Origin of the sequence: Amycolatopsis sp. cmx-8-4, from assembly GCF_046548675.1 — a bacterium.
Classification (GTDB): Bacteria; Actinomycetota; Actinomycetes; order Mycobacteriales; family Pseudonocardiaceae; genus Amycolatopsis.
The window spans coordinates 140064-153151 of record NZ_JAEBDZ010000012.1; the positions used below are offsets into that span (position 1 = coordinate 140064).

General features: G+C 73.5%; 11 protein-coding genes. 4 read left to right on the forward strand and 7 right to left on the reverse strand.

What is annotated here, in order from left to right; translation table 11 throughout:
- Positions 1-80 precede the first annotated feature (80 nt).
- On the forward strand, positions 81-1283 hold the full coding sequence (locus tag ACLJQZ_RS25660) for an alpha/beta hydrolase family esterase (RefSeq protein ID WP_410622417.1): 1203 nt from the start codon (positions 81-83) through the stop codon (positions 1281-1283).
- Here the strand turns inward: ACLJQZ_RS25660 and ACLJQZ_RS25665 are convergent.
- The gene (locus ACLJQZ_RS25665; RefSeq protein WP_410622418.1) at positions 1280-3412 is read right to left on the reverse strand and encodes a TOMM precursor leader peptide-binding protein; all 2133 of its coding nucleotides are present in this window, start codon (positions 3410-3412) and stop codon (positions 1280-1282) included. The two genes, ACLJQZ_RS25660 and ACLJQZ_RS25665, sit on opposite strands and share 4 nt — an antisense overlap.
- Positions 3413-3593: 181 nt before the next feature.
- Positions 3594-3884, reverse strand: a complete 291-nt coding sequence (locus ACLJQZ_RS25670) for a hypothetical protein (protein WP_410622419.1) — start codon at positions 3882-3884, stop codon at positions 3594-3596.
- A gap of 81 nt (positions 3885-3965) precedes the next feature.
- Between ACLJQZ_RS25670 and ACLJQZ_RS25675 the strand changes: the two genes are divergently transcribed.
- Positions 3966-4940: a DUF5937 family protein gene (locus ACLJQZ_RS25675; protein ID WP_410622420.1), complete on the forward strand. Its 975-nt coding sequence runs from the start codon at positions 3966-3968 to the stop codon at positions 4938-4940.
- A 243-nt stretch (positions 4941-5183) separates the two neighbouring features.
- Here ACLJQZ_RS25675 and ACLJQZ_RS25680 read toward each other — a convergent pair whose 3' ends face one another.
- Positions 5184-5723, reverse strand: coding sequence for a TetR/AcrR family transcriptional regulator (locus tag ACLJQZ_RS25680; RefSeq protein ID WP_410622421.1), 540 nt, complete (start codon positions 5721-5723; stop codon positions 5184-5186).
- A 73-nt stretch (positions 5724-5796) separates the two neighbouring features.
- Between ACLJQZ_RS25680 and ACLJQZ_RS25685 the strand changes: the two genes are divergently transcribed.
- Positions 5797-6684, forward strand: a complete 888-nt coding sequence (locus tag ACLJQZ_RS25685; protein WP_410622422.1) for an NADP-dependent oxidoreductase — start codon at positions 5797-5799, stop codon at positions 6682-6684.
- Positions 6685-7363: 679 nt separating this feature from the next.
- Here the strand turns inward: ACLJQZ_RS25685 and ACLJQZ_RS25690 are convergent.
- The 4 genes from ACLJQZ_RS25690 to ACLJQZ_RS25705 form a co-directional block, all read right to left on the reverse strand.
- Positions 7364-9238, reverse strand: a complete 1875-nt coding sequence (locus ACLJQZ_RS25690; RefSeq protein WP_410622423.1) for a helix-turn-helix domain-containing protein — start codon at positions 9236-9238, stop codon at positions 7364-7366.
- A gap of 1 nt (position 9239) precedes the next feature.
- Entirely contained in the window at positions 9240-10568 is a 1329-nt protein-coding gene (locus tag ACLJQZ_RS25695) for an MFS transporter (protein WP_410622535.1), read from the reverse strand.
- 56 nt (positions 10569-10624) lie between these two features.
- The gene (locus ACLJQZ_RS25700; protein WP_410622424.1) at positions 10625-11374 is read right to left on the reverse strand and encodes a 3-hydroxybutyrate dehydrogenase; all 750 of its coding nucleotides are present in this window, start codon (positions 11372-11374) and stop codon (positions 10625-10627) included.
- Between the two features lie 82 nt (positions 11375-11456).
- Entirely contained in the window at positions 11457-11849 is a 393-nt protein-coding gene (locus tag ACLJQZ_RS25705) for a VOC family protein (protein WP_328647275.1), read from the reverse strand.
- Between the two features lie 86 nt (positions 11850-11935).
- Between ACLJQZ_RS25705 and ACLJQZ_RS25710 the strand changes: the two genes are divergently transcribed.
- The gene (locus ACLJQZ_RS25710) at positions 11936-12874 is read left to right on the forward strand and encodes a helix-turn-helix transcriptional regulator (RefSeq protein ID WP_410622425.1); all 939 of its coding nucleotides are present in this window, start codon (positions 11936-11938) and stop codon (positions 12872-12874) included.
- Positions 12875-13088: the final 214 nt, after the last annotated feature.

The following is a 13088-nucleotide window of genomic DNA, read 5'->3' on the forward strand; positions in this document are numbered from 1 at the left end:
TGGTGCGCGGCCACATGGTCAGGTCGTCGCGGCCGACCTAACGTCGTCGGAAACCCTCTCAACGCCGAGAAGGAATCCCCATGCGCAAACTCGCTTTCGCCGGGCTCGCCGCGATCACCGCCGCCGTGCTCACCACCGTCGGGGTGGCGGCCGCCGACCCACCCGCGGCGTCCCTGGTCCAGATCTCGTCGTTCGGCGCCAACCCGGGCGCGCTGGCGATGTACACCTACACCCCCAGCGGCCTCGAAACCGGGCGCCCGGTCGTCGTGGCGCTGCACGGCTGCACGCAGAGCGCGGCGGACTACTACGCCCACTCCGGCTGGCCCGCGCTGGCCGACCGGTGGCGGTTCGAGGTGGTGTTCCCGCAGCAGTCCACCGCGAACAATTCGCTGAAGTGCTTCAACTGGTTCGGTACCGCGGACGACACCCGGGGCAACGGCGAGGCCGCGTCCGTCAAGTCCATGGTGGACAAGGCGATCGGCGACCACGGCTCGGACCGCTCCCGGGTGTTCGTCACGGGCCTGTCCGCGGGCGGCGGCATGACGGCGGACCTGCTCGCCGCCTACCCGGACGTCTTCGCCGGCGGCGGCATCAACGCCGGGCTGCCCGCGCAGTGCGCCACGAGCGTCACGCAGGCCACGAACTGCCAGCAGAACAACCAGAACCTGACGCCGGCGCAGTGGGCCTCGCGCGTCACGGCGCAGTACCCGGGCTACGGCGGGCCGTGGCCGCGCGTCGCGATCTGGCAGGGCACCGGCGACTACACCGTCTACCCGGTCAACGGCACCGAGCTGCGCGACCAGTGGACCGCGGTGCACGGCCTCTCCCAGACGCCGACGAGCACGCAGTCCCTGCCCGGCGGCACGACGTTGACGAGCTACGGCGACCAGGTCCAGCTCTACTCGATCGCCGGCATGGGCCACGGCACCGCGGTCGACCCCGGCACTGGCACGACGCAGTGCGGCAGCACCGGCGCGTACTTCCTCGCCGGGATCTGCTCCAGCTACTACACGGGCGTGTTCTTCGGGCTGGACAAGGGATCCGGCGGCACCACGCCACCCCCGACGACGACGACTCCGACGACCACCACTACGCCGCCGTCGGGTGCTTGCGTGTCGGCCAGCAACTACGCCCACACCCAGGCGGGCCGCGCGCACCAGAGCAGCGGCCAGACCTACGCGAACGGCTCCAACCAGGCGATGGGCCTGTGGAACACCTTCACCACCCACGCCCTGCGCGAGACGTCGTCGGGCTACTGGGTCCTCGCCGACGGGCAGTGTTAGAGGAAGATCGGCATCGGGTTGAGGTCGTCGTACGCCGTGGGCTCGGTCACCCGGCCGAGCCGCACGGGGACGTCGTAGAGCCGGCCGGGCGCGAACCGCGGCCGGAAGCCCCGCATGCCGGGCACGATCACCTTGACCACGGGCAAGCCGATGTCCGGGCGCGTCTGGTCGAGCAGGAACACCTCCAGCCCGGCGCGTTCCAGCCGGTCCTGCAGTGTTCGCACGTCCGCCAGCAGGTCGGGTGTGTAGGTGTAGCCGTAGTCGCCGGGGCCGAGCGCGGCGCCCGCCGGATCGGGCACCAGGTACGGCTGGTTCGCCACCGTGGCCTCCCGCGACCAGCGCGAGACGTCGGAGCCGTCGGGGACCGCGGGCAGCAGCTGGTTCAGCTCGGTGAGCGCGCGCCGCAGCGCGACGGCCGGATCGAGGTGCGCGCCGAAGCCGAACGCGATCTCCTCGCGCGGCGCGCCGCTGCGCCGGGACACCGCGGCCATCACCGGCACGCCCAGGTCGGACGTCACGTCCAGCACCCACAGCTCGCGCCCCAGGCCGGTATAGGCCGCCCGCAGCTCGGCGAGCCAGGGATCGCCGAACGCGGCCAGGTCGACCCCGGGCTGCCGCGTGCGGTTGTACCACCACAGCGCGACGGCGTCGCGCTCCACGACCTCCAGCATCCCCTGCAGCGTCGCGTCCTCCAGGCTGCTGCCGGCGGCGTTGCCGTTGGAGTCGGCGAACACCGGGCCGGCGGGCCCGCCGAAGTACAGCAGCGCGGCCGGGAACAACCGGTGCTCGCCGCGGGTCAGCGACCACACCGGCGTCCAGTCGAGGACGGCGTCTTCGTCGAACGGGTCGCCGTCGATCTGGCGTTCGTGGAACAGCAGGCAGGTACCCGGGTGCACGGCCGCGTCGCCGAGCGCGCGGAAGCTGCCCCGCACCCGTTCCTCGTCACCGTCGTGGTGGCCGCTGTGGCGTTCGAGGGCCTCGCACAGCGCGCCCACCTCGGCCTCGATCGGGGTGACGCCCTTGCCGCCGTTTTCGCTCCGCAGCGCCGTGCGCAGCCGCTCGGCGCCGCGGCGGCCCAGCGCGACGTTGGGGCCGGAGAGGTACGAGGCGAACAGGGCCGGGCCCCGCGTGTCACGGCGAAGCTCCCTGACGACGCCGGTCACCGGGCTGACCAGGTGCCGGTAGGTGGCCAGGACCTGCTCCGGCGGCCGGGACCGGTGCCCGCCCCCGGCTAAGTGGGCCTTGAGCCGGGACTCCAGCCGCACGGGCCGGCGCGTCCGCTCCCGCACCAGGTCCGGCCGGCCGCAGGAGCGGCACTGCGGCCGGGCGCGCACGGCGTGCCGTTCGCCGGTCAGATCACGGCTGTCGAACGTCCACAGCGTCCGCTGGCCCGGGTACCGCAGCCCGGCGAGCCACTTGGCCGCCTCCAGCGCCACCAGGTTGAGCGCGACCGCGGTGAGCGGGGCGAACGCGACCGCCGGCCGCGGCAGCGGACCGGCCAGGCCCAGCGTGTCGCGCACGTACGCCTCGGCCGGGCGGTTGCCCCACAACCGCGTGGCGAGGCAGTGCCAGCACGGCCCGTCCCCCGGGGTGAAGAACGGGCCGATCCACAGCCGCGCGCCGACGGTCTTGGCCGGCAGCCACGGCCGGCCCAGCGCGCGGTGCTCGGCGTCCACATCGGACAGATGGGCGGCGAGGTAGTCGTCGCACAGCACCACGGACAGGTCCGCGGCCCCGTCGAGCTCGAGCCCGGCCGCCCGCAAAGCGGCCGCGGCCGCGGAATCGGGGTCCGCTCCCCGCAGCGCGATCCGGCCGCCCCGGCCACCGGCGGCGCCCGCCGCGTCCCAGTAGGCCGGGTCCGTGCCGGGCTGCCGCAGGGAGACCAGCCCCGCTTCGGCGAGGTCATCCAGGACCCCGGCGGCCTCGTCGGCGGGGACGTCACCGGGCAGTTCGCGGCGCAGCGCCGCGAAGTCCCGGGTGCCGTCGAGCAACGGGACCAGCGACTCCAGGTGCGGCCCGCGCAAGGCCGTCGCGTCGTCCTCGGACACCACGTACACCGCGTCGCCGGGCACCACGGCGACGCTCAGGTGGCGCTTGAACCCGACGAGCGGACCGGGCGGCCCGGTCACCGGGAGAGCGGCGGCAGCTCATCCCGGCAGGGACTGACCGAGGTGTCTCCGAAGCACGCGACGCACATCCTCACTGCCCCCGGCGCGGCTGTGCGCCGGCCGTCGAGCCGGTCGGCCGTCAGGCCGGGAACAGCGGCCGGTTCGGTGCCGAACGCCGATGTGAGCGCGTGTCTGAACTCGTTCACGAATCCCCCTCGGATCGCTGATCGCGGACGGCCATCGTCGCCCGGGTCACCGGGGACACGCCAGGGCCGGCCGGGGGAACGGGGTGGCCGAAACCGGACATCGCGAAGACCACCGTCGTCACCTCGATCCGCCGGACGCACCCCTGCGGCGTGGGACGGCAGGGCGCGCTGATCCGGCGGACCGCGACCGGCTGCCAGGTCAGCGGCGGCCCGCACGGGGGCGCCGGGGGAACCGGCGTCACGGGAAGCAGTGCGAGCACCGGCCAGAGGATTCGCCACACCCCCATCACCCAACCCGGCGGGAGCGCGGAACCGGAAAGCATTCGAGCCGGTTCAAATCCGCCGCGCCCGCTGCTACCGTCGATCCGGTGTTCACGCTGCGGGTCGACGCCGAGACGGTGTCCCGGACCCGCCTGTCGCCGTCCCCGGCGTCGGAGTCCGTGGCGTGGCTGAAGCTCGTCGCCGGCTCGGGACGGCACGCGGTCTTCGGGGATCCCGGGCCGCTCGCCCGCGCGTCGCTCGCCCACCCGGACGTCGCCCTGCTCGCGGAGCTGCTGCCGCGGGGCGGTGACGGCTACACCCCCGACCTGCTCACGCCGCAGCCGGGCGCGGGCACCGGGCCGCGCGAGCTGCTCGACGAGCAGCTCGCCCGGATCGAAGCGACGGCGCAGGACGACCTCGAGCTCCAGATCCTCGACGGCACCCGGGCCCACTGGAGCCGGCCGCTCCCCACCGCGATCCGCCGGATCGCGGAGTCGGGGCGGATGCAGCACCGCCTCGCCGCGGGCCTCGCCCGGTTCTGGCGCGACGCCCTGTCCGACGGCTGGCCCGAGCTGCGCTCGATCGTCGACCAGGACATCGCCCACCGCGCGCAGACCCTCGTCGGCCACGGCGTCGGCCGGGTGCTCGGCACGCTGCACCCCGACATCGGCTGGACGGGCGACGCGATCACCGTCGACTCCCGGTGGGAGGGCGAAATCGACGTCGCGGGCCGCGATCTGGTCCTCGCCCCCAGCGTTCTCGGCTGGCCCGGTGCCGTCATCCAGGTCGATGTGCCCGGGCAGGTCGTGCTCTACTACCCGGCCCACCGGGTCGGCGCCGGCCGCGACCGCAAGCCGGCCACGATCGCGCGGGTGGTCGGCGTCGCCCGCGCGGCGCTGCTGGCGGACCTCGAGACCGCCCGGTCGACCGCGGAGCTCGCCACCCGGATCGGCTACACCCCGGGCACGGTGTCCTACCACCTCAGCGCCCTGCACCGCGCGGGTCTCGTCAGCAAGGTCCGCGACGGGCGTTTCGTTCTGTACCAACGGACTTCCGAGGCGGCCGTCCTCACCGAGAACTAGGCCGACGCACCGCCCGGAACGGCCAACTCACCGCCGGGAGTGGCCAACACACTGCCCGGAGCGGCCAACACGCCGAGCCCATCGCCGTGTTGGCCGTTTCGGTTCGCGTGTTGGCCACTCCCGTCGCCATGTTGGCCGTTCCGGTTCGCGTGTTGGCCGCTCCGGTTCGTGTGTTGGCCACTCCCGGCGGCGTGTTGGCCGCTCCGGGCCGGTGGTGGGCGGCTTCCCGGAAGTCATCGGGAGCTAACCGGCGAGCAGGCCCGTCAGCAGCACCCCGGTCAGCTGCCGCGCCACCGCAGCCGTCCGCGCCGACGTGATCGCCATCAGCGCGACGCGCGCGTCGTCGACCGACACCCGGGGCCGCAGCACGCCTTCGTCGCGGGCCCGCTCGACCAGCCGCCCGAACGCCTCGGCGTGCTCACGGCGGCGGTCGGCGAACGCCGGGCCGCCCAGCGCCTCGACGAGCCCACGCTCCTGGACCTGCCATTCGCCGAAGCGGTGGAACGTCCGGGTCAGCGCGCGCCGGCTGTCCGGGTCGGCCAGCGCGGCCCGCAGCTGCTGCGCGCACCGCTCGACCTGCCCGGCGAGCACCGCGGCGAGGAGGTCGTCGCGGGACGGGAAGTGCCGGTGGACAGTCGCCGGCGCCAGCCCCGCGCGGCGGGCGATCTCGCGCACCGGCAGGTCCGCGCCGTCCTGGGCGAACGCCGCGTGCGCGACCGTCACCAGGTGACGCCGGTTGTGCTCGGCGTCCACCCGGCGCTTCCGAGTCGGTTCGTCCCGCACGGCTCTCACTTCCCGCTCGTCACCCCTGCTCACTCCTACCGTAGGCGCAGACGTCCCGAGACGAGGAGTGATCGTGTTCGCAGCCTTCTTCGAGCGGTTCGGCCCGCCCGGGGTCCTGTCCGTCGGTGCGCTGCCGGAGCCGCACGCCGGCCCGGGCGAGGTCCGGATCCGCGTGCGGGCGGCCGGGGTCTCGCCGGTCGACCTGGCCATCCGCGCCGGGAAGTCGCGCTCGCCCATCGCGTTGCCGCACATCCCCGGCGTGGACGCGGCGGGCGTCGTCGACGAAGGTCCCGGGCTCGGCGACGAGGTGTTCGGCGCCGTCGACGTCGCCCGCCTCGGCGGGGCGAGCGCCGAGTTCGCGATCCTCGCGTTCTGGGCGCCGAAACCGCCGTCGATGCCGTGGGAGCAGGCCGGTGGCGCCGCGTCCGGCGTCGAGACGGCGACCCGCGCGCTCGACCTCCTGGCCGTCGGCCCGGGTTCGACGTTGCTGATCGACGGCGCGACCGGCGGGGTCGGCAGCCTCGCCGTCGGCCTGGCCCTGGCGCGGGGCGCGCGGGTGCTCGGCACGGGCGCCCCGCAGAACCGGGACTTCCTCGCCGAGCTGGGCGCGGAGCCCGTCGACTACGGCCCTGGCCTGCGCGAACGCGTCACCGGGCCGATCGACGCGGCGCTCGACGTCGCCGGGAAGGGGTCACTGCCGGAGCTGATCGAGCTGACGGGAACGCCGTCGAAGGTGGTCACGCTCGCCGACTTCAGCGGCCCCGAGCACGGCGTCCGCGTCTCGGTCGGCGCGCTCGGCGGTCAGCCGGACGGGCGGCACGGTCTCGCGCAGGCTGCCGCGCTCTTCGAGGAAGGCCGCTTCCGCGTGCCGGTGCAGGCGGTGTTCCCGCTGGCCGAAGCGGCCGCGGCGCACGCGGTGGCCGGGCCGCGGCGGGGCAAGATCGTGCTCGCCGTGCCCTAGCCCGCTGGTGGCCGACGATCAGCCCGACGATCCCGGCGACCTCTGGACGCGGCCGACGGGAGCGGCAGGCCGAAGTCTCGGCGAGCGAAGGTGTCGACGCCGGCCTGCACAGCAGCACGACCACGAGCCCGGCCGCTCGGGCCGTCCCGCCGGACGCTCGGCCTCGGCGCGCGCAAGCAGCCCGACCAGATGGCGCCCCTGCCCTCCCTGGGGGGCGTCCCCAAGTCCAGTCTATCGGGGGTCACCGACCGGAAGGTCGGTCTCGGGTCGCGTAGCCGGAGTTGTCCACATCGGAGCAGGCCTGTGGATTTCGGCCGGTGAAGCGGGTCGATGGCGGAATCGGGACGTCGAGCGTCCATCGGCAACGGTAAGCCGGCACCAACAAAAGGCCTGCCGGGCGACAAGTGCCCATCAGGCCTTCAGATCACCGGATTTCGGCGGAAGTGCCGTGTCCGGCACCAGGCCGAGCCAGGTCGTCGCTGCCCACGCACCCGTCGGCCCGCCGTTCCGAGATGGCCAGAAGTCGAAGTGGGACAACGGTTTCCCGCGCAACGACGGTTCCGCTTGGATCTACACGGCTGCGACCGTCCCCGCGGCGGCGACGGCGAGTTCGGGCAGGGCGCGGATCCTCATGGGAGGGGAAGGGTATCCGCCGGGAACGCGGCCCGGTGTGGGTCGTTCAACCGAGGCGGTGCAGGCGCAGCGCCAGCTGGATCTCCAGGGCCCGGTCCGGCGCCTGCCAGTCCTCCCCCAGCAGCGACGCGATCCGTTCCAGCCGCTGCACGACGGTGTTGACGTGGACGTGCAGCACGTCCTTCGTCCGCGCCAGCTGCGCACCGCTCGCGAAGTACGCGCGCAGCGTCGCGACCAGCTCGGTGCCCCGGCGCTCGTCGTAGCCGAGGACCGGGCCGAGCGTCGCGCGGACGAACGCGCCGAGGTCGGCCTGGTCGCCGAGCAGCTGGCCGAGGAAACCGAGGCCGGCCATGTCCGCGCCCTCGCCGGCGCGGCCGAGCGCGAGCAGCGCCCGCACGCACCGCGCCGCTTCGGCGTGGGCCGCGGCCAGGGCTTCGGGTCCCGCACCGGGGCCGGCCGCACCGACGGTGACCGGGCGCCCGGTCACCGCGCCGAGGTCGGCGGCGACGCGGCGGGCCAGCTCGCCCGGGTCGCCGGTGCCCAGCAGGACGACCTCCTCCGCGTGCACGCCGACCAGCGTCGCGTGCCGGACGGCGGCGCTCGCGAGCCGTCGCCGGGAGACGTCGTCGGCGTGCACGACCAGCACCGCGTGCGGCACGGCGAGGTCGATGCCGAGCCGGCGGCCGCGGGCGAGCAGCGCGCGCGGGTTGCGGCCGGGCGCGGTGAGCAGGTCGGTCAGCAGCTCGCCGCGGACCTCGTCCTCGGCTCGCACCACCGACCGCCGCAGCATGAGCAGCAACGCCGTCACGACGCCGGCGCGTTCGAACAGCCGCCGGTCCGGGCCGGCGAGGTCCGCGCGGCCGGTCAGCACCAGGCTGCCGAGCAGCTCCGGCCCGGCCTGCACCGAGCAGACCCAGGAATCGGCATCGGACACCGTGGGCACGGCCCGGCCCGCCGCCCGGGACGCGGCGAGCGCGGCCGGGTCGTGACGCGCCGGGTCCGCCGAGTGCGCCAGGACGGCGCCCTCGGTGTCGAACACCGTGAGGGCCCCGCGCAGCACCCCGGCGACCGCCGCGGCGACGTCCGGCAGGTCGCCGCCGCGCAGCACCAGGTCGGTGAGGCGGTCGTGCGCGTCTTCGGCGCGTTCCATCGCCTCGTTGTGCGCGCGGATCGTCGCGTTGGCCTCGTTGAGTTCCGCGACGGCGCGGCGCGTCTGGTCGAGGAGGTTCGCGCTGTCCAGGGCGATCGCCGCGTGGTCGGCCAGCGACGACAGCAACGCCACTTCGTCCGCGGAGAACTCGCGCGCACTGCGGTCGGACGCGAAGAGCACGCCGAGCACCTTTGAACCGATCGCCAGCGGGACGCCGAGGATCGCGGTCAGGCCTTCGTCCTTGACGCCGGAGTCGATGTGGCGGGTGTGCCGGAAGCGTTCGTCGGTGAAGTAGTCCGCCGTCGAGTACGGCCGCGCGGTCTGCGCGACCAGCCCGCCGAGGCCCTCGCCCATGCCGAGCACGATCTGCTGGAACTCCGCCGACACCGAGCCGTCGCTGACCCGGATGTAGGTCTTGCCCTCGGCCTCGTTGTTGAGGCTGAGGTACGAGACGTCGACGCCGAGCAGCGCCCGCGCGCGGCGGACGATCGAGCGCAGCACGGTGTCCGGTTCGGACAGTCCGGCCAGCTCGCTCGCGGTGTCGAACAACGCGACCAGCTGCGCCTCGCGCCGCCGGTGCTCGGCCAGCGTCTCGCGGATCCGCAGCGCCAGCTCGCCCGCGTTCGCCAGCGCGGTCAGGTCGGCGGCGCCGAGGGCGCCCTCGGCGCGCGCGGCCACGACGACGTGCGCCAGCTGCTCGGTGCTCGCCCCGGAGGCGAGCAGGTCGAGCAGCCGGCGCAGCGCGTCCGAGGGTGCGGTCACGGCGGTCATGCTAGGGCGAAACGGTCGCCGTCTCCGCTTGGACGTCGTCGTCGTGCAGGGATTCGCCGCGGGTCTCGCGGGAGGCGAGCAGCGCGACGACCGTGATCAGGCACATCGCGGCGACGTACAGCGACACCGGAATCGTGCTGCCCCAGCTCTGGAACAGCGCCACGGCGATCAGCGGCGCGACGGCCCCGGCCGCGATCGACGACAGCTGCCCGCCGACGGAAAGGCCGGTGTAGCGGACGCGGGTCGGGAACTGCTCGGCGAAGAACGCGGCCTGCGGCCCGTACATCGCGCCGTGCAGCACCAGCCCGACGGTCGTCGCCAGCACGATCACGGCGGCCGACTTCGTGTCCAGCAGCGCGAAGAACGCGAAGCCCCACAAGGCCATGCCGATCGCGCCGAACAGGTACACCGGACGCCGGCCGACGCGGTCCGACAGCGCGCCCCACAACGGGATCGTCACGAAGTGCACGGCCGAGCCGATCAGCACCGCGCTCAGGCCGAGGCCCTTCGCCAGGTGCAGCCCGGTCGTGACGTACACCAGGATGAACGCCGTGAGCACATAGTAGGAGACGTTCTCGGCCATCCGCGCGCCGATCGTGACGAGCACCTGGCGCCAGCTGTCGCGGAAGACCTCGACGACGGGGACGTGCTTCCCGGGCCGCTCCTCGGCGCGGCGCTGGGCGGCCAGGAACACCGGCGACTCCGAGACGGCCAGCCGGATCCACAGGCCGATCACCAGCAGCACCCCGGAGAGCAGGAACGGGACCCGCCAGCCCCACGCCAGGAACGTCGCGTCGGACTGCGTGGCGGACAGGATCGCCAGCACGCCGGTGGCGAGCAGGTTGCCGCCGGGCGCGCCGCACTGCGGCCATGACGCCCAGAACCCGCGCCGCTTCGCGTCCCCGTGCTCGGAGACGATCAGCACCGCGCCACCCCATTCGCCGCCGAGCGCGAAGCCCTGGACCAGGCGAAGCAGCGTGAGCAGGACCGGCGCGGCGACGCCCGCGGTGGCGTAGGTCGGCAGCACGCCCATCAGGCAGGTCGAGCCGCCCATCAGGACCAGGCTGAAGATCAGGAGCCTCTTCCGGCCGAGCCGGTCGCCGTAGTGGCCGAAGACGAGCCCGCCGATCGGCCGCGCGAGGAACCCGACGGCGTAGGTGAGGAACGCCAGCAGCGTGCCAGTGAGCGGGTTCGCCGTCGGGAAGAACACCTTGTTGAACACCAGCGCGGCGGCGGAGGTGTAGAGGAAGAAGTCGTACCACTCGATGGTGGTGCCGATCAGGCTCGCGCCGACGATCTTGGCGATCGCCGACCGCGGGGGCTGGCTCACTGCGGCGTGCGATTCGGCGTCCAAAACGGGCTCCACTTCCTTGTGGCGGACGGGTTCTAGGCGGCGGTCCAGCCGCCGTCGAGCGGGATGGAGGCCCCGGTGACGTGGCCGGCGTGCGGCGAGCACAGCCACGTCACCAGGGAAGCGACGTCCCCGGGTTCGATGAGCTTCTTGATCGCGGCGCGCTTGAGGAGGACCTCGGCGACGACGTCCTCACGCGGGATGTCGTGCTCGGCGGCCTGCGCGTCGATCTGCCCGTCGACGAGCGGGGTGCGGACGTAGCCGGGGTTGACGCAGTTGCTGGTGACGCCGTGTCCGGCGCCCTCCAGCGCGGCGACCTTGGAGAGCCCTTCGAGCCCGTGCTTCGCGGTGACGTACGCGGCTTTGTAGGCGGAGGCGCGAAGCCCGTGGACACTCGACATGTTGACGATCCGCCCCCAGCCCCGCGCGTACATCGACGGGAGGCTCCGCCGGATGAGCAGGAAGGGCGCGGTGACCATCAGCGCCTGGATGCGCGCGAACTGCTCGGGCGGGAAGTCCTCGAGCGGCGCGACGTGCTGGATCCCGGCGTTGTTGACCAGGATGTCGACCGCGGCCGGGAGCGCGTCGATGGCCCCGGCGTCGGTGAGGTCGACGGCGTGCGCCCACCCCCCGACCTCGGTCGCCGCGGCCTCGGCGTTCTCCGCGTCGACGTCGACGACGTGCACCTTGGCCCCGGCCGCGGCGAGGGCGCGGACGCAGGCCAGGCCGATACCGCCGGCCCCGCCGGTGACGAGGGCGGTGCGCCCGTCCAGATCGCTGGTCATGGACGGGAACGGTAAGCGTGCCACCGGTGACGAGCCATGTGCGTGGAACCCACAACCCGGGAAGATCCAGTGGGTGCCGCAGCTATGAACGTTCCGTCAGCACGGACAGGTAGTGCACGTTGGTCATGACGCCGAGGACGTTGCCGAACGGGTCGACGACCGACGCCGTCACGAAGCCCGGGCCGCGCTCGGTGATCGGCTCGTACTCCTTCGCGCCCAGCTCGTGCAGCCGCGCGACCGTCGCCTCGAGGTCGTCGACGTGCCAGTAGACGATCTCGCCGCCCGGGGTGTCCGCGCCCGCCGGTGCGTACTTGCGGTCGATGAGGCCGAGTTCGTGCTGGTAGTCGCCGATGCGGAACTCGGCGTAGCCGGGGCGGTGGAAGTAGGGCTCGATGCCCAGGAACTCCGTGTACCAGGCCTGCGCGGCCGCGTGGTCGTCGGCGAAGTACGAGACGGTGGCCATTCCTCGCAGCATGTCTGCTCCTTCTTCCTTCGGTGTGGAGACAGCATGCGGGATGAAAGTGCGCACCGAGTGAGCACTTTGTTTGCGAGACTGCTCCCATGCGCGCCGACCGCCTCGTGGCCACCCTCCTGCTGATGCAGACCCGCGGCCGCGTCACCGCGGGCGAGCTGGCCGCGGAGCTGGAGGTCTCCGTCGCGACCGCCCGCCGTGACCTCGAGGCGCTCTCGGCCGCCGGCGTGCCCGTCTACCCGCAGCCCGGGCGGGGCGGGGGCTGGCAGCTCGTCGGCGGCGCGCGGACGGACCTGTCCGGCCTCACCTCCCGCGAAGCGCAGGCCCTGTTCCTCCTGGCCGGCCCCGCCGCCGCGATCGCGCCGGAGGTGAAGTCCGCGCTGCGCAAGCTGATGGGCGCGCTGCCCGGCACGTTCCGCGCGGACGCCGAGGCCGCGGCGGACGCGGTGGTCGTCGACCAGGCAGGCTGGGGCGAGCGGCCGAAGGCCCGGCCGCCGATGGTCGAGGCGCTGCGGGACGCCGTCATCGCGCGCCGCAAGGTCCGCCTGACGTACGCGGGGCGCGAGACGTCGGAGCGGCTCGTCGACCTGTGGGGCCTGGTCGACAAGGACGACGTCTGGTACCTCGTCGCCGGTACCGGCAAGGGCCGCCGCACGTTCCGCGTCGACCGGATCACCGCCGCCGAACCGACGGATGCCGTCGCGGACCGGCCGTCGGACCTCGAACTGGCGCGGGTGTGGGAAGAAGTCGTCGAAGAAGTCGAAAAACGCCGCTCCCCGCTGACCGCGGACGTCGTGCTCGACCGGCGGTACCTCCGGGTGCTGCGCGACCGGTTCGGCCGGCACTGCGAGCTGATCGGCGAGCTGCCGGGCGACCGCGTGCGCGTCCGGGTCGCCGCGCCGGCGCCGATCATGATCGCCCAGGAGCTGGCCGGCTGGGGTGCGCTGGTGGAGGTCGAAGGTCCGGAATCCGTACGTGCGGAGCTGGCCCGCCTCGGATCGGAACTGGTCGCTCGGTACCGTCACTGATCGGGTGAAGATCTTTCGGCGCTTCTACTGAGCGTGCGCTTTGTCCTGCCAGACTCGGTAAACGCCGTTCATCGGTACACTGTGGACAGTGCAAACACCCACCAAGAGTGTCCGTTACTCTCCGGTATCATGCCGTTCGGAGTATCCGTGCTCACCCGTTTGCTGCTACCGTAACGCCTCCGTGACCTGAACGTGTGTTCGGTGACACTTCGGT

Bases quoted from the DNA above. Each gene is read 5' to 3' on its own strand.
- ACLJQZ_RS25660 (WP_410622417.1), top strand. From the start codon at position 81: ATGCGCAAACTCGCTTTCGCCGGGCTCGCCGCGATCACCGCCGCCGTG.
- ACLJQZ_RS25690 (WP_410622423.1), bottom strand. From the start codon at position 9,238: ATGACCGCCGTGACCGCACCCTCGGACGCGCTGCGCCGGCTGCTCGAC.
- ACLJQZ_RS25700 (WP_410622424.1), bottom strand. From the start codon at position 11,374: ATGACCAGCGATCTGGACGGGCGCACCGCCCTCGTCACCGGCGGGGCC.
- ACLJQZ_RS25670 (WP_410622419.1), bottom strand. From the start codon at position 3,884: ATGGGGGTGTGGCGAATCCTCTGGCCGGTGCTCGCACTGCTTCCCGTG.
- ACLJQZ_RS25705 (WP_328647275.1), bottom strand. From the start codon at position 11,849: ATGCTGCGAGGAATGGCCACCGTCTCGTACTTCGCCGACGACCACGCG.
- ACLJQZ_RS25710 (WP_410622425.1), top strand. From the start codon at position 11,936: ATGCGCGCCGACCGCCTCGTGGCCACCCTCCTGCTGATGCAGACCCGC.